At 65.3% G+C, this 23,454-nt stretch carries 23 protein-coding genes; 4 read left to right on the top strand and 19 right to left on the bottom strand.

Annotated features, from left to right (window positions below; all coding sequences use genetic code 11):
• Positions 1 to 8 precede the first annotated feature (8 nt).
• The 3 genes from P9254_RS10755 to P9254_RS10765 all read right to left on the bottom strand — a co-directional run bounded on the left by P9254_RS10755 (position 9) and on the right by P9254_RS10765 (position 2,790).
• Complete coding sequence (locus P9254_RS10755) at positions 9 to 326, bottom strand: hypothetical protein (protein WP_278053538.1); 318 nt, start codon at positions 324 to 326, stop codon at positions 9 to 11.
• Between the two features lie 241 nt (positions 327 to 567).
• Complete coding sequence (locus P9254_RS10760; RefSeq protein ID WP_278053540.1) at positions 568 to 867, bottom strand: hypothetical protein; 300 nt, start codon at positions 865 to 867, stop codon at positions 568 to 570.
• 426 nt (positions 868 to 1,293) lie between these two features.
• Positions 1,294 to 2,790, bottom strand: a complete 1,497-nt coding sequence (locus P9254_RS10765; RefSeq protein WP_067319526.1) for a CoA-acylating methylmalonate-semialdehyde dehydrogenase — start codon at positions 2,788 to 2,790, stop codon at positions 1,294 to 1,296.
• A gap of 366 nt (positions 2,791 to 3,156) precedes the next feature.
• Between P9254_RS10765 and P9254_RS10770 the strand changes: the two genes are divergently transcribed.
• Complete coding sequence (locus tag P9254_RS10770; RefSeq protein ID WP_278053544.1) at positions 3,157 to 4,038, top strand: LysR family transcriptional regulator; 882 nt, start codon at positions 3,157 to 3,159, stop codon at positions 4,036 to 4,038.
• Here P9254_RS10770 and P9254_RS10775 read toward each other — a convergent pair.
• Positions 3,998 to 4,462 carry a hypothetical protein gene (locus P9254_RS10775; RefSeq protein ID WP_278053545.1) on the bottom strand — a complete coding sequence of 155 codons (465 nt, stop codon included), beginning with the start codon at positions 4,460 to 4,462 and terminating at the stop codon, positions 3,998 to 4,000. The two genes, P9254_RS10770 and P9254_RS10775, sit on opposite strands and share 41 nt — an antisense overlap.
• On the opposite strand from P9254_RS10775, the gene P9254_RS10780 reads away from it, so the two are divergent.
• Together P9254_RS10780 and P9254_RS10785 are read left to right on the top strand one after the other, a co-directional pair.
• Positions 4,452 to 4,892: a hypothetical protein gene (locus tag P9254_RS10780; protein ID WP_095782605.1), complete on the top strand. Its 441-nt coding sequence runs from the start codon at positions 4,452 to 4,454 to the stop codon at positions 4,890 to 4,892. The genes P9254_RS10775 and P9254_RS10780 overlap by 11 nt on opposite strands.
• Before the next feature lie 68 nt (positions 4,893 to 4,960).
• On the top strand, positions 4,961 to 7,051 hold the full coding sequence (locus tag P9254_RS10785) for a phospholipase D-like domain-containing protein (protein WP_278053585.1): 2,091 nt from the start codon (positions 4,961 to 4,963) through the stop codon (positions 7,049 to 7,051).
• A gap of 1 nt (position 7,052) precedes the next feature.
• Here the strand turns inward: P9254_RS10785 and P9254_RS10790 are convergent, their stop codons facing one another.
• From P9254_RS10790 to rsfS, 10 genes are all read right to left on the bottom strand, one after another.
• Positions 7,053 to 8,312 carry a D-amino acid dehydrogenase gene (locus P9254_RS10790; protein WP_278053546.1) on the bottom strand — a complete coding sequence of 420 codons (1,260 nt, stop codon included), beginning with the start codon at positions 8,310 to 8,312 and terminating at the stop codon, positions 7,053 to 7,055.
• 20 nt (positions 8,313 to 8,332) lie between these two features.
• Positions 8,333 to 8,863 carry a nucleoside-diphosphate kinase gene (locus P9254_RS10795; RefSeq protein ID WP_127247239.1) on the bottom strand — a complete coding sequence of 177 codons (531 nt, stop codon included), beginning with the start codon at positions 8,861 to 8,863 and terminating at the stop codon, positions 8,333 to 8,335.
• Positions 8,860 to 9,279, bottom strand: coding sequence for a nucleoside diphosphate kinase regulator (gene rnk, locus P9254_RS10800; RefSeq protein WP_127247240.1), 420 nt, complete (start codon positions 9,277 to 9,279; stop codon positions 8,860 to 8,862). Before rnk ends, P9254_RS10795 begins: the two co-directional genes overlap by 4 nt.
• A gap of 271 nt (positions 9,280 to 9,550) precedes the next feature.
• Positions 9,551 to 10,693, bottom strand: coding sequence for an alanine racemase (gene alr, locus P9254_RS10805; protein ID WP_442920304.1), 1,143 nt, complete (start codon positions 10,691 to 10,693; stop codon positions 9,551 to 9,553).
• 200 nt (positions 10,694 to 10,893) lie between these two features.
• Positions 10,894 to 11,409 carry an RNA pyrophosphohydrolase gene (locus P9254_RS10810; RefSeq protein ID WP_067319545.1) on the bottom strand — a complete coding sequence of 172 codons (516 nt, stop codon included), beginning with the start codon at positions 11,407 to 11,409 and terminating at the stop codon, positions 10,894 to 10,896.
• A 51-nt stretch (positions 11,410 to 11,460) separates the two neighbouring features.
• Positions 11,461 to 12,660, bottom strand: coding sequence for a divergent polysaccharide deacetylase family protein (locus P9254_RS10815; protein WP_127247241.1), 1,200 nt, complete (start codon positions 12,658 to 12,660; stop codon positions 11,461 to 11,463).
• Between the two features lie 211 nt (positions 12,661 to 12,871).
• Positions 12,872 to 14,203, bottom strand: a complete 1,332-nt coding sequence (locus P9254_RS10820) for a S41 family peptidase (protein WP_067001610.1) — start codon at positions 14,201 to 14,203, stop codon at positions 12,872 to 12,874.
• A gap of 1 nt (position 14,204) precedes the next feature.
• Positions 14,205 to 15,539 (bottom strand): murein hydrolase activator EnvC family protein, encoded by a 1,335-nt coding sequence (locus tag P9254_RS10825; protein ID WP_278053548.1) that lies wholly within the window; start codon positions 15,537 to 15,539, stop codon positions 14,205 to 14,207.
• 147 nt (positions 15,540 to 15,686) lie between these two features.
• Positions 15,687 to 16,169 carry a 23S rRNA (pseudouridine(1915)-N(3))-methyltransferase RlmH gene (gene rlmH / locus P9254_RS10830; protein WP_278103879.1) on the bottom strand — a complete coding sequence of 161 codons (483 nt, stop codon included), beginning with the start codon at positions 16,167 to 16,169 and terminating at the stop codon, positions 15,687 to 15,689.
• 61 nt (positions 16,170 to 16,230) lie between these two features.
• Positions 16,231 to 16,608 carry a ribosome silencing factor gene (rsfS, locus tag P9254_RS10835; protein WP_059189846.1) on the bottom strand — a complete coding sequence of 126 codons (378 nt, stop codon included), beginning with the start codon at positions 16,606 to 16,608 and terminating at the stop codon, positions 16,231 to 16,233.
• A gap of 241 nt (positions 16,609 to 16,849) precedes the next feature.
• Between rsfS and P9254_RS10840 the strand changes: the two genes are divergently transcribed.
• Positions 16,850 to 17,701, top strand: coding sequence for a mechanosensitive ion channel family protein (locus tag P9254_RS10840; protein ID WP_278053550.1), 852 nt, complete (start codon positions 16,850 to 16,852; stop codon positions 17,699 to 17,701).
• A gap of 5 nt (positions 17,702 to 17,706) precedes the next feature.
• Here the strand turns inward: P9254_RS10840 and P9254_RS10845 are convergent, their stop codons facing one another.
• The 5 genes from P9254_RS10845 to obgE form a co-directional block, all read right to left on the bottom strand.
• Entirely contained in the window at positions 17,707 to 18,984 is a 1,278-nt protein-coding gene (locus P9254_RS10845; RefSeq protein ID WP_095782612.1) for an MFS transporter, read from the bottom strand.
• An 81-nt stretch (positions 18,985 to 19,065) separates the two neighbouring features.
• Positions 19,066 to 19,653 carry a nicotinate-nucleotide adenylyltransferase gene (locus tag P9254_RS10850; protein WP_067001594.1) on the bottom strand — a complete coding sequence of 196 codons (588 nt, stop codon included), beginning with the start codon at positions 19,651 to 19,653 and terminating at the stop codon, positions 19,066 to 19,068.
• Positions 19,654 to 19,902: 249 nt separating this feature from the next.
• On the bottom strand, positions 19,903 to 21,189 hold the full coding sequence (locus tag P9254_RS10855; protein WP_278053553.1) for a glutamate-5-semialdehyde dehydrogenase: 1,287 nt from the start codon (positions 21,187 to 21,189) through the stop codon (positions 19,903 to 19,905).
• Between the two features lie 18 nt (positions 21,190 to 21,207).
• A complete protein-coding gene (proB, locus tag P9254_RS10860; protein WP_095824115.1) occupies positions 21,208 to 22,365 on the bottom strand; it encodes a glutamate 5-kinase in 1,158 nt (385 codons plus the stop codon).
• Positions 22,362 to 23,399: a GTPase ObgE gene (obgE, locus tag P9254_RS10865; protein WP_278053555.1), complete on the bottom strand. Its 1,038-nt coding sequence runs from the start codon at positions 23,397 to 23,399 to the stop codon at positions 22,362 to 22,364. The genes proB and obgE overlap by 4 nt, the downstream gene beginning before the upstream one ends.
• Positions 23,400 to 23,454 lie beyond the last annotated feature (55 nt).

The following is a 23,454-nucleotide window of genomic DNA, read 5'->3' on the forward strand; positions in this document are numbered from 1 at the left end:
TACGCAGTTCACCCGCCCGGGTGCCGGACCGCGGTGGCCAGCGTGTGCTCCCATCCCTCGCCGGCCGCCAGGATGCAACTCTGGCCCTTAACGTCGGTCATCAGGATGGTCCAGGTTCCGCTCGCCGACACAAACACCTCGAAGATGGCGACGTCTCCACCCAGGCCATAGCCCAGCCGCTTCTCTTCGAACGTCTCTGCCAGCCCCGCGACCAGATCGTCATGGCCCCCGCAGAGGACTTGCGCCTGCACTGGGACTGCCGGCAAAGCCATGACGGCGCCGGCGAGTGCCGCCTTCACCACTCGGAACGAAAATCTGCGTGCCATGGGCACCTCCTTCGCCGTGGCATTCCGGCAAAAGAGGCACATTCGGCCGCCTCAGTGTGCCGGAACGCTCCAGGCCGGACTCGACGTCGCCATCACGTCACTCCTTCTGGTTTCCGGTCTGTCGCAGGGAGATTTATCACTCCCTGCATTCGATATGGTGAAGCTGCGCCCGGTAGACAAGCGGGCGTTGATGCGGGCGCCGGCGCGGCTTTCACTGAACGAGCCGTGGCGCCAGTGAGTGTTAGGCTCCCGGCACGGCTGCCGTGATCGTCGGGCTGTCCCAGCCTTCGCCAACGGACAGGATGCAGCTCTGCCCCTTGGTATCGGAGGCAAGAACGGTCCAACTGCCTTGGTCGGAGACAAAGATCTCGAGCACGACGTTCGGATTGATCAGCCCGCGCCCTGCCTCGCTTTCGTGGAACTTGTCGCCGAGCGCCTTGATGATGTCGGCGCGTGGTGCGCATTGTGCTGCCGCATTGGCCTGGCCGGCCGACAGCGCTGCCGCCGCAAGGCACATCGTCGCCATAATAAATCGTGTCATCCGACACCTCCTCGCGCCAGACGAGAACCCCGGCTGCCACCGGCGCTGTTTGATTGGCCTGCACGCATGGCAGGAATACAGCCTAAGGCGAATGGCGGCCTGTTGGTTCCATCACACGGCGATGGAATCATTAGGAGGTGCGGATGCAGCCTCGACGTGTCTCGTCGCAAATCATGCATCTGAAGTTGCAAGCGACGACCGGGCGAGACGACAAGCTACGCCAAATATCGATGAGGTGAAGGACAACCAGCCTCCTCTGCAAGGCCCCAAACAGAAACGCGGGTGCAAACCGCGCTTTCTCACGAGGCTCTCGAAAAACCGTCCGGTCAGTTCATCGTCGGGATGACGAACTCGGCGCCGTCCTTGATGCCTGCCGCGCGCCCGCAGCCGCAACGCGGCGAGGACGCGCGGCCGAAAACCGTCCGGTCAGTTCATCGTCGGGATGACGAACTCGGCGCCGTCCTTGATGCCGGACGGCCAGCGCGAGGTGACCGTCTTGGTCTTGGTGTAGAAGCGGAACGCGTCCGGGCCGTGCTGGTTGAGGTCGCCGAAGGACGACGCCTTCCAGCCGCCGAAGGTGTAGTAGGCGATCGGCACCGGGATCGGCACGTTGACGCCGACCATGCCGACCTGGACCCTGGAAGCAAAGTCACGCGCGGCGTCGCCGTCGCGGGTGAAGATGGCGACGCCGTTGCCCATCTCGTGGTCGTTGGCGAGGTTGATGGCGTTCTCATAGGTCGGCGCGCGCACCACCGAAAGCACCGGCCCGAAGATCTCTTCCTTGTAGATGCGCATCTCCGGCGTCACGTTGTCGAACAGGCAGCCGCCCATGTAGTAGCCGTTCTCGTAGCCCTGCATCTTGAAGCCGCGGCCATCGACAACCAGCTTGGCGCCTTCCTTGACACCGATATCGACATAGCCCTTGACGCGTTCCAGGGCTTGGCGTGTCACCAGCGGGCCGAAATCGGCCGAGGAGTCGGTCGACGGACCGACCTTCAGGCTTTCGACGCGCGGTACCAGCTTTTCCATCAGGCGGTTCGCGGTGTCGTTGCCGACCGGCACGGCCACCGAGATCGCCATGCAGCGCTCGCCGGCCGAGCCGTAGCCGGCGCCGACCAGCGCGTCGACCGTCTGGTCCATGTCGGCGTCGGGCATGATGATCATGTGGTTCTTGGCGCCGCCGAAGCACTGCACGCGTTTTCCCGCCGCGCAGCCGCGCGCATAGATGTACTGCGCAATCGGCGTCGACCCGACGAAGCCGACGGCTTTGATGTCCGGATCGTCGAGGATGGCGTCGACCACTTCCTTGTCGCCGTTGACCACGTTCAGCACGCCTTCCGGCAGGCCGGCCTCGATGAACAGCTCGGCGATGCGGATCGGCACGCCCGGGTCGCGCTCCGAAGGCTTCAGGATGAAGGCGTTGCCGCAGGCGATCGCCGGCGCGATCTTCCACAGCGGGATCATCGCCGGGAAGTTGAACGGCGTGATGCCGGCGACGACGCCGAGCGGCTGGCGCATCGAATAGGTGTCGATGCCCGGACCGGCGCCGTCGGTGAACTCGCCCTTCATCATATGCGGCGCGCCGATGCAGACCTCGACCACTTCGAGGCCACGCTGGATGTCCCCGCGCGCGTCGGCAATGGTCTTGCCATGCTCGCGCGCCAGGATGTCGGCCAGCTCGTCATAGTCGCGCTGGACCAGTTCGAGAAACTTCATCAGCACGCGCACGCGGCGCTGCGGGTTGGTGGCGCCCCACTTGATCTGCGCGGCCTTGGCGTTCTCGACCGCGGCGCGCAGCTCCTGCGCCGAGGCCAGCGCCACCGTAGCGCGCACCGAGCCGTCCATCGGCTGCATGACGTCCTGCTTGCGGCCGCTGGTGCCGGCGACACGCTTGCCGCCAATGAAATGACCGTACTCGATCATGGGTTCTCTCCCTGTTTTGATGATGAGGCATTGTCCGCCTTTGCGTCCGCAATGGCAACGCGAGCTAGAACGCAACCGTTGTGCGCGAAATAGACAGCGGCAGTCGGACGTGCATTAATTGCCGCAAAAGGTTCGGTCATTGAAAGGATCGAAGATTGAGTTCCTTCACACCCCCCTCTGTCCTGCCGGACATCTCCCGCGCATGGGGGGAGATTGGCAGTTTCATCGCCGGGGCTCTTCCTGCACCGTTGGCGATTGGCGAAAGCGAACGCGACATCCGATCTCCCGCCTTGCGGGGGAGATGTCCGGCAGGACAGAGGGGGGTGGGCGGGAACGCAGCGCTGGCGACTAACCTGGACCATCCCCATGAACTGGGATGATGTCCGCATCTTCCTCGCCGTGGCGCGCGCCGGCCAGATCCTCGGCGCGGCAAAACGTCTGGAGCTCAACCACGCCACCGTCTCGCGACGGCTCGCGGCGCTCGAGGAAGCGCTGCGGACGAAACTCTTCCGCCGCCTGACCACCGGCAGCGAGCTGACGCCGGCCGGCGAGCGCTTCCTCGACATCGCCGAGCGCATGGAGAGCGACATGATCGCCGCGCGCTCGACCATCGCCGGCGAGGGCGACGACGTCTCCGGCACGGTGCGCATCGGCGCTCCCGACGGTTTCGGTGTCGCCTTCCTCGCCAAGCGTTTGGGCGAGCTGACGGCGCTCCACCGCGAACTCACCATCCAGCTGGTGCCGGTGCCGCGCTCCTTCTCCCTGTCGCGGCGCGAGGCCGACATCGCGATTACCGTCGAGCGGCCGACCGAGGGCCGATTGGTGGCGGGAAAGCTGGTCGACTATACGCTCGGCCTGTTCGCCTCCCTCACCTATGCGGAAGCCAACGGCCTGCCGAAGACAGCAGCCGAGCTCGATCGGCACACGCTGATCGGCTATGTGCCCGACCTCATCGTCAGCCCTTCGCTCGACTATGCCGCGGAGTTCAGCCCGGACTGGCGCACCAGCTTCGCCATCTCGTCAGCACTTGGTCAGGCGGAGGCGGTGCGCTCGGGCGCCGGCATCGGCATCCTGCATACCTTCGTCGCTCGCTCGATGCCGGAGCTGGTGCCGGTAGACATCGTCGCGCCCATCCGCCGCGCCTACTGGTTGGTCTATCACGAATCGGTGAGGCCGCTGCGCCGGGTCCAGCTCGTCGCCAATTTCATCACCAGGGCGGTGGAGCGGGAAAAAGGGTTGTTCGTGTGATGCCGTCCAAAAAGGCCGATCCGCTTTGGAACCGCCATTGAGGCGCATCGAGGACGAAAGAATTCACAACCTCGTCGGCCTCAGCCGCGAACGCCGCCCACATCCGGCCGGCTTCCTCGGCGCTGTTGCCCATGAGCCCGCAGGTGACTAAGCCGTAGTGGCGGTCGCGTATCGAAATCGCGATCCTGGCGTGGCCGTAGAAGCTGACATCGCCGTCGCCGAGGTGGAAATCCATGTCAGCCATCCGCACGGGATAGCCGTCCGGGAGTCGCGCCAGCCTGTCGTTGCTGAAACTGGCCGAACCGAAGGCGGAGCCGACCTGCCTTGCGCTTGCCACAAAATCGGCCAGTGTGGCACCAGTACTTCGCCATGCCATGGCAGGCGAGGGGGAATCTGGGAAAGCCGGCGCAGACATGCGAGCCATTCTTGCCATCCTGCCGCTGCTTTGCCTCTCCGGCTGCGCCAATCCGTGGGCCAGGGTTCCCGAAGCGGAACTGCCGAAGTCGATCCGCTATGCGATGGCCCGCCCCTCGCCTTTCGTCTTCGGCAATTATTGCGGTCCCGGAACCCGTACCGGCGATCTCTCGGCCACCCCGGTCGACCGGCTCGATGCCGCCTGCCGGATCCACGATGCCTGCTATATCGCCCGCCACAATCATTGCGATTGCGACGGCGCGCTGATCGCTTCGGCAAGGACGATCCGCGGCGACAAGACGGCGCCAAGGAAGATGCGCGGCGAGGCCGAGCTCTTGATAGCCACCTTCGCGCTTCCGGTCTGCAAGGTCTTTCCGCAGGGCTTCATGCCGCCGCGCGACCCCGCCCAGCTCAAGGTCATGAACGGGGCGACCGGGTGAGACCGGGAGCCGTCGTGACAAGGCTGCTGCTTGGCCTGGCGCTGACCGCGCTCGCCGGATGCGCCGGCATGCCGGGCCGTTCCGCCTGCGCCTTCTTTCCGGGAGACGAAGCCTGCGCGCGTGCGCCCATCTCGGCGGATCGAAGCGGCGCCGAGATCGCCAGCGCCGGTTACTTCGCGGACAATGGCAGTGCCGCCTACGAAAAGCGATTCGAGGCGTTGCTGGCCCAAAGCCGAATCGATGCGCTCGACCGCACCAACGGCACCGGCCGCTTCGGCCGTGACTGGCGCGACGTCCACAATGATCGTTTCCAGGCAACTTATCCGTCGCTGCAACGGCTGGCGAAGCCGCTCGACAGCACGGAGCAGCCGCTGGCACCAGGCAAACCGGGCGAAGGCCATTTCACCGGTCGCTGGCGCAAGTCGCGCCAGACGCTCTATCTCGACGCTGCCGCCAGGCCGTCCGCACCCAAGACCTTCAGCTTCTCCGGCCTGCAGGCGCGCTCGGTCGAGATCGTGCTCCGCCAGGTCGGCCGGCAAACGGTCGTGATCGGCGGCAGCTGCGACGGATCGCTGGCGATGCGCATCTCGGGCCGGTCGCGCACAATTGCCAAAGGTGCCGCGTTCCATCTCAGCCTGCCGGCGACCGAGACATCTGCCAGCCTGTTTCCAAGCGAAGCTCTCACCCGTTGCGACCTCACCGTCAGCTCCAGCCTCGCGCCGTCCGGCGCGAAGCTGACCATCCTGCGCGAGGAGGCCGCCGACCCATGGATCACGGCACTCGACAGCCGCTATGATCGTTGTCCGGTGCCAGATCCGGCCGGGCTCGAAGCGCTCGACCGCGCCTTTTATGCCGGTCGCTGGCTGTCGCAGACCTGCGCGCTGCCGCTCGGGTCGCCGACCCTGCTGCGCAAATCGCGCGACGGCTTCAATGCCAAGGTCGAGGCGCTGCTCGGTAAGACGCTGCCCGACAGCGCCTTCGACAAGGCCGATCCCGAACTGCCGCTCGATTTCTCCAACGCGCCGAGACTCAAGCTGATCTATCTGTCGTCGCTGGAGTTCAAGGCGGACTTCTCCGGCCGCATCATGGAGCGGCTGATCCGCCACCACGCGGCGCTCGGCACCAAGGTACGCATCCTGGTCACCGACGTGCTGGAGCGCGACAAGGACGACGCCCTGCTGCATCGGCTGGCGGCGGAGTTTCCCAATGTCCAATTGCAGGAATATCGCTGGCAGGCCGATCACGGCGCGCCGATCGACGAGCAGCTCTCACAGCTGCACAAGACCCATCACATCAAGATGCTGGCGACCCTGGCCGAGGAACCCGGCCGCTCGCGCGTCATCATCGGCGGCCGCAACATCCATGACGGGTTCATGTTTCATAAGCCGATCGACCTGTCGCGCTACCCTCAGTTGCAGCAATACGGCAAGACCGACGGCTTCTCGCTCAACTACTATTCCAACTGGAGCGACTTCGACATCGAGATCGCCGACCAGGCGACGGTCGAAACGCTGGCCGCGCATTTCTCGACCGTCTGGCTGCGCGATGCCGACACCAATCTGTCACGGCCGTTTTCCATTCCGGTTCGTTCCGGTGGCCATCCGCAAGGCGTGGTGCGGCACTTCATTTCCGTGCCTTACGCGGACGGGCATGCACTGGAAAACTACTTCGTCGAACTGATCGACACCGCCGAGTATCGCATCGAGATCGTGAATCCCTATCTCAACCTCACGCCCAGTATCGCGAGAGCATTCGATCGGGCGCTGGCCCGCGGCGTCAAGATCGACGTCGTCGGGCGCATCGATCTCAAGGGCGACATAGGCGGCCGCTTCCTCACCGCGCTCAACAAGCTATTCGTGGAGAAATATGGCGACCGCATCAACATCCGCGAATTCAAGGCGCCCGACGTGGTGCTGCATTCCAAGATCATGATGATCGATCAGCGGCTGGTGACGATCTCCTCGGTCAACCTCAACAATCGCAGCTTCGTCCACGACTCGGAAAACGGCATGATGGTGCTCGATCCGGCCTTCTACCGCCGCATGAAGTCGGTCTATGACGACTATCTCGCCCATTCGCAGCCGGTCGCCACCAATGTCACGATCGGCTGGGCTTACCGGCTGCTGTTCAGCAATGGGTGGGTGAAACAGGCCTTTTAAATCAAGCCTTGATGTAGCGGTCCGGGCTGAGGTCGAGCGCGTTGATCTCCGGCACCCGGTTGGAAATGATATCGGCAAGCACTTTCGCCGAGCCGCAGGCCATGGTCCAGCCCAGCGTGCCATGGCCGGTGTTGAGATAGAGGTTGGACAATTCGCTGCGCCCGACCAGCGGCGGCCCGTCCGGCGTCATCGGCCGCAAGCCGCACCAGAAACTCGCCGCCTTGAGATCGCCGCCGCCCGGAAACAGGTCGCCGACGGAGTGCTCGAGCGTGCGGCGGCGCGATTCATGCAGACGAAGGTCGAAGCCCGAAATCTCCGCGGTGCCGCCGACGCGGATGCGGTCGCCGAGCCTGGTGATCGCCACCTTGTAAGTCTCGTCCATGATGGTCGACACCGGCGCCGCCGCCGCGTCCGTTATCGGCACCGTGATGGAATAGCCCTTGACCGGATAGACGGGGATCGGCCTTTTCATCTTGCGCATGAAGGGAGCCGAATAGCTGCCAAGCGCCATCACATAAGCCTCCGCCGTTCGCCAGCCCTTGTCGGTGCCGACCTGGACGACGCGGTTTCGGTTCCTGACGACGCGCCGGATGCTCGTGCCGTATTCGAAGGCGACGCCGCGCGCCACGCAAAGCTCGGCCAGCTTGTCGGTGAACATCTTGCAGTCGCCGGTCTCGTCGCCGGGCAGTCTGAGGCCGCCAACGAATTTTTCCCGCACACCGGCCAGCGCCGGCTCGGCCGCGATGCAGCCGTCCCGGTCGAGGAGCTCGTACGGAACGCCGTATTTTTTCAGCACCTCGACATCGCCGCCGGTGCCGTCGAGCTGCTTCTGCTTGCGGAACAGCTGCAGCGTGCCCTTGGCTCGCTCGTCATAGCTGATGCCGATCGTAGCGCGCAGCGCCTTCAGCGTGTCGCGGCTGTACTCGGCCAAGGGCACCATGCGCGACTTGTTCAGCGCATAGCGCTCGGCCGTGCAGTTGCGCAGCATCTTCAAGAGCCATGTCCACATGTGCGGATCGAAGGCCGGCCGCACCACCAGCGGTCCGTATTTCATCAACAGCCATTTGACGGCTTTCATGGGGATGCCGGGCCCGGCCCATGGCGAGGCATAGCCCGGCGACACTTCGCCGGCATTGGCGAAGCTGGTCTCCAGCGCCGGGCCCTGCTGCCGGTCGATCACCGCGACTTCATGGCCGGCCTCGGCAAGGAAATAGGCGGTGGTGATCCCGATCACACCGCCGCCCAGCACCAGGACTTTCATTCTATGCTCCCTCAAACCGATCATGCCGCCGAAGGGCCGGGATCGTCGTCTTCTGTCTGCCGGATTTTGCCGCCCCCGCCAAGGGGCCAACGATCGGCTGCGGCGCTGTACACCAGCCTGGGGCCACGGGGTCGCTGTCCGGCAGTCCGAGCCGCCTGATGCTCGGCCTCCGGCTGGTAGGCCACATCCTCGAGAAGGATGCGCTCGCGGCTGCCGTCGGGGCGCTCGGCCACTACCGACTGGCCCGCCCTCATGCCGAGCAGGCAGAGGCCGCGCCAGGTGCCGAGCGGCAGGCCGAATCCGACAGGAGCGGAGGCGTCGCCCAGCATCAACGTCCTCGTCTCCGGGGCTCCGTCGTTGATCCGGAAGACTACCCGGCTGTTCAGCGTGGCGATGTCGGGCTCGACCATGCCGACTGGGATGATGTTGCTCTCGGCGAGCTTGCGTTCGAGCATCGGCACGATCGCGTCGGCAAAGGCGCGCCGGCGCATCAGCATCGCTTCGAGAACCGCGAGATCCTTCGTCGTGAGACGATATATGGTCCTGGTCATTGCGCTCTCCGCGACGCGGATTGCTCGACCGCGTGGATGGTCGCCGAAAGCACCCGGCCGTCGCGGCTTCGCCAGGAGACTGTGCGGCCGGCACGCGCGCCGATCAGCGCGGTTCCGAGCGGCGTCAGCACCGAGATGCGTTTTTCGGCGATGTCGGCCTCGGCGGGATAGACTAGCGTGACGCGCTGAATGCTTCCTTCCCCGTCGTGAAGCGTCACCGTCGTGCCCATCCGCACGACATCGGCTGGCATCGCCGCTTCGGCGGCGATCCGCGCGCGGTCCATCTCGGCGAGCAGGTCCTCGGCCATCTCGGGCGTCCGCTCGAGAAAGGCTCTGGCAAGGCCGCTGAGCCGGTCGTGGTCCGCGTCGCTGACGAGGATCGTGTTTCGGGAACGCGATTGGGTTGTGGCATTCATGGCAAACCTCCTGGATTTGCACGTCGACGAACCGACGCGCGCTGCAGCCCGCTCAAAGGCGGCGACGAAGAGCCGACAGCCGCGAAAGGCTGGCTGGCTCGATGACGATGTCAGGAATTCAAATGCCCCGGCTCGGCGGTCGCCAACACGACCGCGCCGGGGCTACGCTCCCGCGATGGGGCAAACCCTGAAAAAGGTTCTGCTATGGGCGAGGTTGCTCATGCCTCGACCCTTGCCGAGATGCATCGGCTTGTCAAGCAAGCCGCCCCTTTCACCCGCCGATGTAGCGGCGGTGAAAGCGCGCACCCAAGCTGGCCAGCACCTCGTAGCCGATGGTTCCGGCATGTGCGGCCGCGTCGTCGAGGCTTTGCGACGGCCCGATGAGCTCGACGAGGTCGCCCTCGCCCAGTTGATCGACCGGAAGCGCTGAAATGTCGAGGACAATGGAATCCATCGATACCCGCCCGACGAAAGGCAGCCGCACGCTCTCAAACCAGGCGGCCGACGCCGCGCGCCGGTGCCAGCCATCGGCATAGCCGAGCGAGATTGTCGCCAGCCTGAGCGGTCCGCGCGCATGATGGGTGTGGCCGTAGCCGACGCCGGCGCCGTCTTCGACGTTGCGCGTCTGAGCCACCTTCGCCTGCAGCCGGACCACCGGCATCATCGGGTTCGCCTCGCCCGGCGTCGGGTTGATGCCGTAGAGCGCCGCGCCCGGCCGCGCGAGGTCGTGGTGGTAGGCCGATCCGAGAAAGATGCCGGACGAATTGGCAAGCGAGGCCGGCGCCTTGGGCAGCATCCCGCGCAGCCGCTCAAACGCGAGCCGCTGCGCTTCGTTGGCAGGATTGCGCGGCTCGTCGGCGCAGGCGAGATGGCTCATCACCAGGCGGATGTCGATGCCGCCGAAAGCATCCGCCGCGAGCGCCTCGACGTCAGCCGGCGGCATACCGAGCCGTGACATGCCGCTGTCGACCTGAACAGCGGCCGGCAGCTTTCGGCCGGCGGCAAGCGCCGCTTCACGCCACGCCCTCAACTGAGCGGTGCTGTTGATGACAGGATGAAGCCCAGTCGCGATCGCTTCCGGCTCGGAGCCCGGCGGCAGGCCGTTGAGCACAAAGATCTCATGTCCGGGTCCAAGCGCCTTGCGCAGCGCGATGCCCTCGCCGAGCAGCGCGACGAAGAATATCTCGCAGCCTTCCTTCATCAGCGCCGATGCCACGCGCGCTGCGCCGAGGCCATAGCCGTCGGCCTTGAGCACGCCGGCGCAGCGCACGCCCGCCAGCCGCGCCTTCAGCCGCCGGTAGTTCTCGCGGATGGCGCCAAGATCGATGGTCAGGATCGCGCCGGCTGAAGTTTCGCCGGGCATAAAGCCGCTGGTGGCGGTCGTTTGCGGCAAAGACGTTTTGGTGCCGGTCATCGGGGCAATTGCGTCAGACAAAGACGGGTCACACTTGTTGCGGAGCTGCTTGCTTCTCGACGCCGGCGAAGTGCGCTTGTCGCGCGTCGTTCATGTTTGCCTCTTTGCCTGCGGCGCATCTGCATTAACAAAGCATGATCTCGACTACGGTGCCAACCTCTTCGCTAACCGAACTTAGTTGGAAGCGCGCCTGCCAACGCCTAGCGAGCAAGATGCTGGAACGCGGCCACCACCTGCTCGTAGACCTTGCGCTTGAACGGCACGATCAGGTCGGGCAGCTCCCGCATCGGCCGCCATGCCCATTGGTCGAATTCGGCCTTGTGGCCGCCCGGCGGCGGATTGATCTCAATCTCGCTCTCGTCGCCCTCGAAGCGGTAGGCGAACCATTTCTGCGTTTGGCCGCGATAGCGGCCCTTGAAGGCGACGCCGACCAGATGCGGCGGCAGGTCGTAATTGATCCAGTGCGGCGCTTCGGCAAGCAGCGACACGCTGCGCATACCGGTCTCCTCGTAAAGCTCCCGCTCCGCCGCCGGGAGCGGCTCCTCGCCCTCGTCGATGCCGCCCTGCGGCATCTGCCAGAGTTTCGTGGTGCCGGAGAATTCGCTGTCCGGCTCGGCGATGCGATGCCCGACCCAGACCAGCCCGGCCGGGTTGAGGATCATCAGCCCGACGCAGGGGCGATAGGGCAGCGTTTCAGGATCGATCTTTTTGGCCATCGTTGAGATTTCCAGCCGTTTTGGAGATGCATTCAGGCGAAAGGGTCGGCGTCAGCCTTTTTGCGGATCGATCGCCACCGCCGAAATCGGCACGATCTCGATGCCGCGCTTCTTCGCTTCTGCCACCCAGGACGCAACCGTGTCGACGGTGATATCGAAGGCCGAGCCGATGCCGACGGCGCTGCCCTTGGCGCGTGCCGTCGCCTCGAGGCTGTCCAGCTTCTTGAGGATTTCGCCGCGGTCCTGCACCGCATCGATCGCCATGTCGCCGGCGACGAAAGGAACGCCATCCTTCAGCGCGAGGTTGGGCGCCAGGCTTCGCGCGGAGGAGCCGTCGTCGACATAGGCAAGGCCGCGCTTGCCGAGCTCGGCCATGAACGGTCCCATCGCGTTTGCATCAGCCGAGAAACGCGCGCCCATATAGTTCATGACGCCGGTATAGTTGGTCGTCCTCGACAGCGCCCAGCGCAGGCTCTTCAGGTTCTCGTCCGGACTCGCAGCGACCGTCAGCGTGTTGCGTCCCGGATTGACGCTGGGATAATCGAACGGCTCGAGCGGTATCTGCATGACGATCTCATGTCCGCTCTGGCGCGCCGCCTTCATCCAGCGGTCGATGCTGTTGCCCTGCGGCGCGAAAGCCAGCGTCACCTCGGCCGGCAATTTGGCGATCGCCGCCTGCGTGCCGGTCTGGGAGACGGCGAGCCCGCCGATGACGATCGCCACGCGCGCGCCGCGCGCGCCGGACCAGGGCCGCGCATAGACGTCGAACGGTCGCCGGCCATCGGCGGAGCGCACCGGCAGCGGGCCGCTGTCGCTCGCCTCGATCAGCGCCCTGTCGGGAATATGCGCGACCTTGAGATTCTGGCTGAGTGTGGAAGGATCGCGGATGACGATACCGGCCTTCGGCGGACCATCGCCCTCTTCAGACTGGAGATGGATGATTTGCGGGCCATCGCTCTTCATCGGCGTGCTCGCATTGGGCTTCGCCGCCGCCACCTCGGCCGGTGCCGGCGTCGGCGCCGGTGCCGGCGCGGGAGCCGGCGCCACGATTACCTTCGGCGTCGAAACGGCCGTCTCTTGCGGTTTGCGGAAAGGTTTTTCACGCAACGCGATCGCACCGGAAATGCCGACCACGGCGAAGATAGCGACCGCAGCGCCAAGCGTTGCGGCGCCGAAGGTGCGCGAGGCAGGGCGCTCTGGCCGGAGCGTCTGTCCGAGCGGGCGTTCGATGTCCTTGCCGATGTCAGCCAAGCCGCATCCTCAGGCCCGTGACGCGGCTGATCTGATCAGCGCAGCTGATCGAATCGTCAGCGCTCACGCGCAAATTCAAAACCTTAGGCGACGCAGCGCCCGTTGCCGAACCAACCTGTCCCCGAATCAAACTGCCGGAACCTCGCGGTCCCGGCAGCATTGCATCGCTTCGGTCGGCCGGCCAGAGCGATTTGGCCCGGCCCCCCCGTCTTTACTGGTTCAGCACAGCCTTGTCCGGGTTCGGCGGGAAGGCCGGATCGGTCTTTTGGCCGCGCAGCAGCTGTTCGGCATAGATCAGCTGCAGGTCGTCCTTCGGCTCCGGCGGCACATAGGCGGCCGAGCCCGAGCCGGTCGAGCTCTCGTCGGCCCCCTTGATGTGGCCCTTGAGGTCCGATTCGCCGCGGGTCAGGTCCCTGCCCTGCAGGTCCGGCGGCAGCGGCTGCTCGACCTTGATGTCGGGCGTGATGCCCTTGCCCTGGATCGACTTGCCCGACGGCGTGTAATAGAGCGCGGTGGTGAGCCTGAGCGCGCCATTCTCGCCGAGCGGGATGATGGTCTGCACCGAACCCTTGCCGAACGACTGCGTGCCGACGACGGTGGCGCGGCGCAGATCCTGCAGCGCGCCGGCGACGATCTCGGACGCGCTTGCCGAGCCGCCATTGACCAGCACGATCAGCGGCTTGCCGCCGATGTCGTCGTTCTGCTTCGGCTTGGCGTCGAAGCGGGTAACGTCCTTCGGATCGCGGCCGCGGGTCGAGACGATCTCGCCGCGCTTCAGGAAGGCGTCCGACACGCTCACCGCCTGGTCGAGCAGGCCGCCCGGATTGAGGCGCAGGTCTAGCACATAGCCCTTCAGCTTGTCGTTGGGCACCTGCTTCTTGATGTTCTCGATGGCGTTCTCGAGATCGTCATAGGTCTTCTCGGTGAAGGAGGTGATCTTCATGTAGCCGATGTCGTTCTCAACCCGGTATTTCACCGCCTTGACCTTGATAATGTCGCGCACGACCGTCAACTCGATCGGCTTGTCGGCGCCCTGGCGCAGGATGGTGAGCTTGATCGGCGTGTTGACCGGGCCGCGCATCTTCTCGACCGCGTCATTGAGGGTGAGGCCGCGCACCTCCTCGCCGTCGATCTTGGCGATATAGTCGCCGGCAAGCACGCCCGCCTTTGCGGCCGGCGTGTCGTCGATCGGCGTGATCACCTTGACCAGGTCGTTCTCCATCGTGACCTCGATGCCGAGGCCGCCGAACTCGCCCTTGGTCTGCACACGCATATCCTGCGCCTGCTCGGCATTCATGTAGGACGAGTGCGGGTCGAGCGAAGCCAGCATGCCGTTGATGGCGTTCTCGACCAGCGACTTGTCGTCCGGGGGCGTCACATATTGCGCGCGCACGCGCTCGAAGATGTCGCCGAAGATCGCCAGCTGCTTGTAGGTCTCGGAACCCGCAGCATTCGCCGCCGAGCCAGGTGCGCCGTAGACCAGGCTCATTGCCGATGCGCCCATCAGCGCGCCGGCAAACAGAAGCGACAATTTCCGCATCATTTCACGTCCTTCCAGAAAATCGGTCCGCCCACCAGGGGTTCGGATCGACGGGTTTTCCATCCTTGCGGAACTCAACATAGAGCTCCGGCGTCGCATTTCCATTCTGCGAGGCCGAGGTGCTAGCCACCCGGGCCTCTCCCATCGCGCCGATCGGCTCTCCTGCGAGCACCGACTGTCCGGTCGCGACGCTGATTCTGCTCATCCCCGCCAGGACGACATGATACCCATCGCCCGCATTGAGGATCAAGAGTTGACCATAGGAGCGAAACGGCCCCGCATAAAGAACGTTTCCATCCGCCGGCGCGGTGACGATGGCCCCCGATTGTGTCGCAACCATGTCTCCCTGCATCATTGCGCCATTGCCGTCGTCGGTGCCGAAGCGCCGTTTGATCTTGCCGATGACCGGCAGCGCGATCTGGCCCTGGAGCGCCGCGAACGGGGCGGAAGCGGTTAAACGATTGCCCTCCGGCACCGGCGGCGCGGCGGGTTCCGCCGTCGATGCGGTCGTGTCGGCGTCCGCCGATTTCCGATCGGCCGCCTTGGCCTGGTCGGCCGCCTTGCGCGCCTTGTCGGCCTCGAGCGAGGCGATGAGGTCCTTGAGGCTGCTGGCCTTGTCCGCCAGCTGCTGCGAGCGCTGCCGCTCTGCTGCCAGGGCCGCTTCGGTATCGGCCTGCAGCTTCTGCTTGGCCTCGAGCAGCATGGTCAGTCGTTTCTTTTCCGCCGTCTGCTCGGTGACTGCAGCGGTAAGCCGCGCGCGTTCGGCCTCGATCGAGGCCGTCACCCGGGTCTGTTCCTTGAGATCGGCGAGCAGCCTGTCGGTCTGCTGGCGCAATTCCGGCACCACGGCGCCGAGCAGGATGGCACTGCGCACCGACGACAACGCGTCCTCCGGCTTGACCAGGATCGCCGGTGGCAGATTGAGCCCCATGCGTTGCAGCGCGCCGAGCACCTCGGCAAGTACGTCGCGCCGCGCCGCCAGCGAAGCGTGCAGCTTCTCTTGCTCGGCTTTCAGTCCTTCCAGTTTGGCGCCGATGTCCTCGATGTCCTGGCCGAGCTTCTGCTCGGTCATCGCCGACTGGATCAGCGCCGCACTGATCGAGGCATGGTCCTTCTTGACCGTCGCGACGTCGGCGGCAAGCTTGGCCAGCCGCTCGGAGGACAGGGAGATTTCCTTGGAGACCTGCTCGTATTCGACCCGGCTCTTGTCGGGGTCCGGCGGGACATCGAGCGAATTTTCCGCGGCCATAGCCGGCCCGAGCGCGATCAGCGCGGCGACAAGTGTCAAGCCGCAGCGGCTGCGCCAGGCGCGCGTTCTCGAATTCCAGCCTTCAGACATCAGGCCTCGACTCTATCCGCCGCTTCGTTAACGAACCATCAACCATGTTGGAGCACCCGCAACAACCGTGATGTCGGTTCATTGAGGCGGAAATCGGTGCAAGCGGACGTGATCCCCAGCTTTCGGGGTCACAGCGCGAACGATGACTCACGAGCGGTGATAGGGATGCCCGGCAAGGATGGTGGCGATGCGATAGAGCTGTTCGCCGAGCATGACGCGCACCAGCTGATGCGGCCAGGTCAGCGCTCCGAACGACAACACCAGATCGGCCTCTTCGCGCAAGGATCTGTGATGGCCGTCCGCGCCGCCGATCGCGATGACCAGCGCCTTGCGACCGCTGTCGCGCAACTGGCCGATGCGGGCCGCCAGGTCCTCCGAGGACAGCGCCTTGCCGCGTTCGTCGAGCAGGAACAGCACGTTGCCTTGCTGCAGCTGACCCTGCAGCTTCTGGCCCTCCTCGCGGCGACGTTCGTCGGCGCTCTGGCCGCGGCTCTCGGATGTCTCGACAATGCCGGCAAATTCCAGCCCGACCGCGGGCCCGCTCTTGGCGAAGCGCTCGAAATAGCGGTCGGCGAGCTCTCTCTCGGGGCCGGTCTTCATCCGGCCCACGGCATGAACGGTGATCTTCATCCTCGCCTCGGCGAGCTCTCGATCGGCGCCGGACCGGAACGGTCACGGCCCGCGATACGGCTCAGTGCAAGGTCTCTTCCTCGAGATCCGGCGCCTGCCACATCTTTTCGAGATTGTAGAATTCGCGGACTTCGGGACGGAAGACATGGACGATGATGTCGCCGGAATCGATCAGGACCCAGTCGGCGCTGGCCAGCCCTTCGACGCGCGCCATGCCGAGACCGGCATCCTTGAGCGCCTTGAGGAGATGGTCGGCGACCGCCGAGACATGGCGGTGCGATCGGCCCGATGCGACGACCATATAGTCGCCGAGGCTCGATTTACCCTGGATGTCGATTGAGACGATGTTTTCGGCCTTGGAGTCTTCCAGACTGGCAAGGACTGTCTTGATGGCGAGGGAGGCAGCATCGCTTCCGCTGATCCCGGCCGGCGAAGGCACGATATCGGCCTTCTTCCGCAGTGCTGTTCTCAGTGTGTTTCCTTTCCCAATAAGAACAACCAAATCACCCGGCAAATCAGGTGACCCTGCTTAGATAGGCAGAGTTCCATTGCAGTTTCAAGACGGGCGCGCTCTCAGGGCGGCCTCGGCAGGCCGGACAGGCCCTCGGAAGGCTGAAAAGAGCGGAACCCCTGCGCGCCGCATGGGTTATCGGCACACCGGACAAAGGGGATTCCCAACCATGCCAATCGACCCGCAGAGCGCCCTCATCACGATTCAGGCCGGGCTTGCGCAGCTAAGCTCGCTGATAGTCTCCTATTCCTTCTCGGCAATCGGTGCTGTGATCCTCCTGGTTGTCGGCTACCTCGTTGCCGGCCTTGCCGAGCGATCGATCTATGCCGGGCTCGGTCATATTCACGGCTTTGACGAGACGCTGCGCCACTTCTTCTCCCAGGTCGTCCGCTACGGCATCCTGATCCTTGTCGTTATCATGGTGCTCGGCCAGTTTGGCGTGCAGACGGCTTCGATCATCGCCGCGATCGGCGCTGCCGGTCTGGCGATCGGCCTTGCACTGCAAGGTACGCTGCAGAACATCGCCGCCGGCATCATGCTGCTTGCGCTGAGGCCGTTCCGCATCGGCGAATATGTGGAGGTCGGTGCGATCGCCGGCTCGATCGAGGAGATCGGCCTGTTCGCGACCAAGCTGCGCACTGTCGAAGGCATTTACATTCTGGCGCCCAACCAGACGCTGTGGAACCAGCCGGTACGGAATTTCACCCGCAACGGCGTCAGGCGCACCGATATCAGCTTGAGCATCGGTTCATGGAACGACATCGACCGCGGGCAGAAGACGCTGCTTGCCATCGCCAATGCCGAGAAGCGCATCCGGCGCGAGCCGGCGCCGATCGCCTTCATCGCAGGGCTTGGCGAGAGCACGGTTTCACTGACCCTGCGCTACTGGACTTCCGCGGCCGACTATTTCGCCACCCAGATCGACTTGACCAAACGCGCCAAGCTGGCCTTCGACAACGAGGGCATTTCGATCCCCCTACCGCCGCCCGAGATACCGTCCCCGGAAATCCGCAAGCAATAATCTCGTCAGTCCTTGGCCGGCTTTGCCGGCTCCTCCGGCGCGAAGGCGAGCTCCACCGGCAGGGGCGTCTGCGCCGACATCGGCGCGAAGCTGCCGGTTGCGGCAGCAGGCATTGGTCGCGCCGCAAACACCCGCCACAGCACGAACAGGCAGAACGCGGAAGCGATGGCGATGCCGACATAGATGAAGGTCCCGGTGCCGAAGACGGCGGAAAGCGCCGTCACGATGCCGGGTACGATGAAGCCGGACAGCGACCAGGCAAAGAGCAGCGAACTCGACAGCGCCAGCAGCTCTTCCTTCCTGGCGCGATCGGCGGCGTGGGCGCTGGACAGCGAATAGATCGATTCCGATGCACCGTCCCAGATGAGATAGATCGCCACCAGGGCCATCAGCGCGCCGCCGTCGAAGGCGATGGCGAGCAGGCTCGCCGCCACCGCCAGCGCCGCCGTGCCCGCCAGCACATAGCGGCGGTCGGTACGGTCCGAGAGCCAGCCGAGCGGTATCTGCAGGATCAGCGTGCCGACCGGCATCGCCGACAAGAGCAGCGCCACCTCTGCCTGGCTGTAACCCTTGGCGGTGGCGTGGATCGGCGCAAAACCGGAAATGATCATCGACAGGCCGCCCACCGCCAGCATGCCGACGACGCCGACTGGCGAGATCCTCCACGCTTGGCCGAGCGCCACCGAAGCGGCCTGCGGCGCGGGCGGCTGGGCAAGCCGCGTCATGCCCACCGGCAGGATGGACAACGCGGTGAAGGCGATGCCGATCAGCGGCGCCGCCGCCGTCTGGATGTCGATCGCGGCGAGCGTCGCATAACCGACGCCCAATCCGGCGATATAGGCGACGTAGAACACCGCCATCACCCGGCCGCGTATGGCGTTCGGCAAGGCGTCGTTGAGCCAGCTCTGCGCGACGATGAAGAGGCCGCATATGGCGAAGCCGTAGAGCGCCCGCGCCGCGATCCACAGCAGCGGCATCGGTCCGGCGCCGATCGCCACGTTGGAGAGCGCGATGAGCGCCGAAAGCACCATGAACGCGCGGGCATGGCCGACCCGGCGCACCAAGGGTCCGGTCAGGATGCAGCCGGCGAGCCCGCCGGCCGAAAGGCCGGTGACGATCAGTCCGGCCCAGGTCGGATCGAAACCATCGGCGCCGAGCCGCACCGGAATGAAGGCGAACATCAGGCCGTTGCCGATCGCGATCAGCGCCATCGACACGATGACGCTGGCAATGGCAATCAGCGGCGCCGATTGTCCGGGATCGGTTTGGGTCTGCGTCAGCATGCCCTCGCAGCTTGGCTGATCGGAATGCGAAAGGCCGCCGTAAAAGCGACATCGCTCGGCCCCTTGTGGAGAAGGAAGGCCTCAGCCCTTCGCCGCCTTGCGGATCGCGGTGGAGGAAAGCGACGAGCGCGGGCCGTGGATGAAGGTCCAGGCCGGCGCCCGCATGCGGGCGAGCAGCGGGGCGTCGCCTTCATCGACGCGGGCATAGTCGAAGGTCTTGGCGACGACCGAGGACAGGAAGGAGAGCGTGGCGCCCGGTCGGTCGATGACGGCGATCGGGAAGGTCAGCACGATCTCGCGCCAGCGCTGCCAGCGATGGAAGTCGCGTAAGGAATCCGCGCCCATGATCCAGACGAAGTCGACGCCCGGATTGCGCGCCTTGACCAGCGCCAGCGTGTCCGCGGTATAGCGGACATGCTGCGCCGCCTCGAAGGCAGTAACCTTGATCTTCGGATTCCTGGCGATCTTTTCGGACAGCACGATGCGCTCGGCGAGCGGCGCCAGCTCGCGCGCGCTTTTCAGCGGATTGCCGGGCGTCACGATCCACCAGAGCTGGTCGAGGGCCAGCCTTCTCAGCGCAATCTCGGCGACCAGCGCGTGGCCCGCATGCGGCGGGTTGAACGAGCCGCCGAACAGGCCGACGGCCAGCCCTTTGCCGGCATGCGGCATGTGGAGATAGGGCGCGGGGACGGGCTGCTCGGGCTGGGAAAGCATGACGCTAGGCACCCCCCTCTGCCCTGCCGGGCATCCTCCCCGCCAGGGGGGAGATTGGCAGCTCCTTCGCAGTCGCAAATCTTGCAGTGTTGGCGACTGGCGAAACCGGGAAAATCAGCTGATCTCCCCCCTTGCGCGGGAGATGGCCGGCAGGCGGGAGGGGGGTGCCTAGGCGCAAGCTTCAGCCTCTTAGGGCAAGCGATATCAAGGCCTCACCTGCCCCGACCCGCGCACGCGGTACTTGAACGAGGTCAGTTGCTCGACGCCGACCGGTCCGCGCGCATGCATCTTGCCGGTGGCGATGCCGATCTCGGCGCCCATGCCGAACTCGCCGCCGTCGGCGAACTGTGTCGAGGCATTGTGCAACAAAATCGCCGAGTCGATCTCGCTGAAGAACTTGTCGGCCGCTTGCGCATCCTCGGCGACGATCGCCTCGGTGTGATGCGAGGAGAAGGTCTCGATATGCTCGATCGCGCCGGCCACGCCGTCGACCAGCTTCACCGCAATGATCGCGTCGAGATATTCCGTCACCCAGTCGGCGTCGGTCGCCGGGCTGGCATCGGCAAAGGCTTTCATCACCTCGACGTCGGCATGGATCTCACAGCCGGCCGCGTGCAACGCTTCCAGGATCGGCACCAGATGCGTGGACGCCACCGCGCGGTCGACGAGCAGCGTCTCGGCGGCGCCGCACACGCCGGTGCGCCGCATCTTGGCGTTGACGGCGATCTGGACCGCCATGTCGAGCTTCGCCGAACGATCGACATAGAGATGGCAGATGCCTTCGAGATGGGCAAAGACCGGCACGCGCGCCTCGGTCTGCACGCGGCCGACCAGGCTCTTGCCGCCGCGGGGGATGATGACGTCGAGATTGCCGGCTAGGCCCTTGAGCATCTCGCCGACCGCGGCGCGGTCGGTGGTCGGCACCAATTGGATGGCGTCTTGCGGCAGGCCGGCTGCCTTCAGCCCTTCGACCATGCAGGCATGGATAGCCGACGACGAATTGATCGAATCAGAGCCGCCGCGCAGGATCACGGGATTGCCGGCTTTCAGGCAGAGCGCGCCGGCATCCGCCGTCACGTTCGGGCGGCTTTCATAGATGACGCCGATGACGCCGAGCGGCGTGCGCACGCGCTCGATATGGAGGCCGTTCGGCCGGTCCCATTCGGCAATTACCTCGCCGACCGGATCCTTGAGCGCCGCGATCTCGCGAATGCCGTCGGCCATCGCCTTGATACGTGAGGGGTTGAGTTTCAGCCGGTCCATGAAGGAACCGGACAGCCCGGCTTCCTCGCCGTTCGACATATCGATGGCGTTGGCCTCTAGGATCGCCTGCTCGTTGCGCAGGATGGCGTCGGCCATCGCGGCCAAGGCGTCGTTCTTGGCCTTGGTCGATGCGACGGCCAACGGTCGGGCAGCGGCGCGGGCGCGGAGGCCGATATCGGCCATCAGCGCCACCGTATCTTCCCCGGATTTGTCATGCAGCTTCAGCATGGTTCATCCTCCGCTGGGTCATTCGTCGGCCAAAACTTGGTCGTCGGCCAATACTTGATCACTGGATCGACTTACCACAAGGTCGTCGCGATGGATCATCGCCGAGCGCGCCTCGTAGCCGAGCACATTTTCGATCTCGGCCGTCTTCAAACCCGCGATCCTTACGGCATCGGCGGCATCATAGGCAACCAGCCCGCGCGCGATCTCGCGGCCCTCGGGCGACAGGATCGCCACCGTGTCGCCGCGCGAGAAATTGCCGCTGACGAGCTTGACGCCGGCCGGCAGCAGCGACTTGCCCGATTTCAGCGCGCCGATGGCGCCGGCATCGACGGTGAGCCTCCCGGCCGGCTCCAACTGTCCCGCGATCCAGGTCTTGTAGCCCTTCACCGGGTTGGCGCTGGGCTTGAAGAAAGTGGCGCGTTCGCCGCGCTCGATCGCCATCAGCGGCGACAGGCGCGTGCCGGCGGTGATGATCATCGCCGTGCCGGCGGCGTTTGCGATCTTGCCCGCGTCGAGTTTCGTCCGCATGCCGCCGCGCGAGAGTTCCGAAGCGGCCGCACCCGCCATCGCCTCGATGTCCGGCGTGATGCGCTCGACCACCGGAATGAACTTGGCTTGCGGGTCCTTGGCCGGCGGCGCCGTATAGAGCCCGTCGATGTCGGAAAGCAGCACCAGAAGATCGGCGCCCATCATCGTCGCCACCCGCGCCGCCAGCCGGTCGTTGTCGCCATAACGGATTTCGGAGGTCGCGACCGTGTCGTTCTCGTTGATGACCGGCACCGCGTTCATCTTGAGCAAGGTCGAGATCGTGGCGCGGGCGTTAAGGTAGCGGCGGCGCTCCTCGGTATCGCCGAGGGTCAACAGAATCTGCCCGGATTTGAGCCCGTCCCTGCCCAGCGCATCCGACCAGGCGCCCGCAAGCGCGATCTGTCCGACGGCCGCCGCCGCCTGGCTTTCCTCGAGCTTCAGCGCGCGTTTGCCAAGCCCGAGAATGGTGCGGCCGAGCGCGATGGCGCCCGAGGAGACGACGAGCACCTCCGCGCCGGCATTGGCGAGCACCGCGATGTCTGCGGCTAAAGAGGTCAGCCAATCGCGCTTCAGGCCGGTCGCGCGGTCGACGAGCAGCGCCGAGCCGATCTTCACGGTTATGCGCCGGTATGATTTCAGCGATTTCATGGGTTTTGCCGCCAGCGCGTATCGACAGGAGCGGGAACGGCATCGCGCGCCTCGGCGACCACCGCCATCAGCGCGCGCTGCACAGCCTCGACGCCTTCGCCGGTGACGGCTGACAACAGCATCGGCCCGCGGCCGACGGCGCGTTTCAGCGAGGCAGCCTTCTTCTTGCGGGCGTCCGCGTCGAGTATGTCGACCTGGCTGAGGGCCACGATCTCAGGTTTGTCGGCCAGCCCATGGCCATAGGCTGCGAGCTCGGCGCGCACGGTCTTGTAGGCCTTGCCGGGATTTTCCTCCTGCGCCGAGACGAGATGCAGCAGGACGCGCGTGCGCTCGACATGGCCGAGGAAGCGGTCGCCGATACCGACGCCCTCATGCGCGCCCTCGATCAGGCCGGGGATGTCGGCCAGCACGAATTCGCGGCCGTCGATGCGGGCCACGCCGAGGCCGGGATAGAGCGTGGTGAAGGGATAGTCGGCGATCTTCGGCTTGGCGGCGGTGACAGCCGCAAGGAAAGTCGACTTGCCGGCGTTGGGCAGGCCGACAAGGCCGGCATCGGCGATGAGCTTGAGCCGCAGCCAGATGCTCAACTCCTCGCCCGGCTGGCCGGGATTGGCGCGGCGCGGCGCCTGGTTGGTCGAGGTCTTGAAATGCTGGTTGCCGAAGCCGCCATTGCCGCCCTTGGCAAGCAGAAAGCGTTGGCCGACCTCGGTCAAATCGCAGATCAGCGTCTCATTGTCCTCGGCGAATACCTGGGTGCCGGCCGGCACTTTGAGCGTCGCGTCGGCGCCCTTGGCGCCCGTCATGTTGCGGCCCATGCCGTGCATGCCGGTCTTGGCCTTGAAATGCTGCTGGTAACGGTAGTCGATCAGTGTGTTCAAGCCATCGACGGCTTCGACCCAGACATCGCCGCCTCGGCCACCGTCGCCGCCGTCCGGACCGCCGAACTCGATGAATTTCTCTCGGCGGAACGACATCGATCCGGCACCACCGTCGCCGGACCGGATGTAAACTCGGGCTTGGTCGAGGAATTTCATCGGATTTTCAGGTTTCTGCTATTGCGCTTGCGGGATTGCTCTAAACCAAGGTGGA

The sequence above is a fragment of the Mesorhizobium sp. WSM4983 genome, from assembly GCF_029625765.1.
GTDB lineage: Bacteria > Pseudomonadota > Alphaproteobacteria > Rhizobiales > Rhizobiaceae > Mesorhizobium.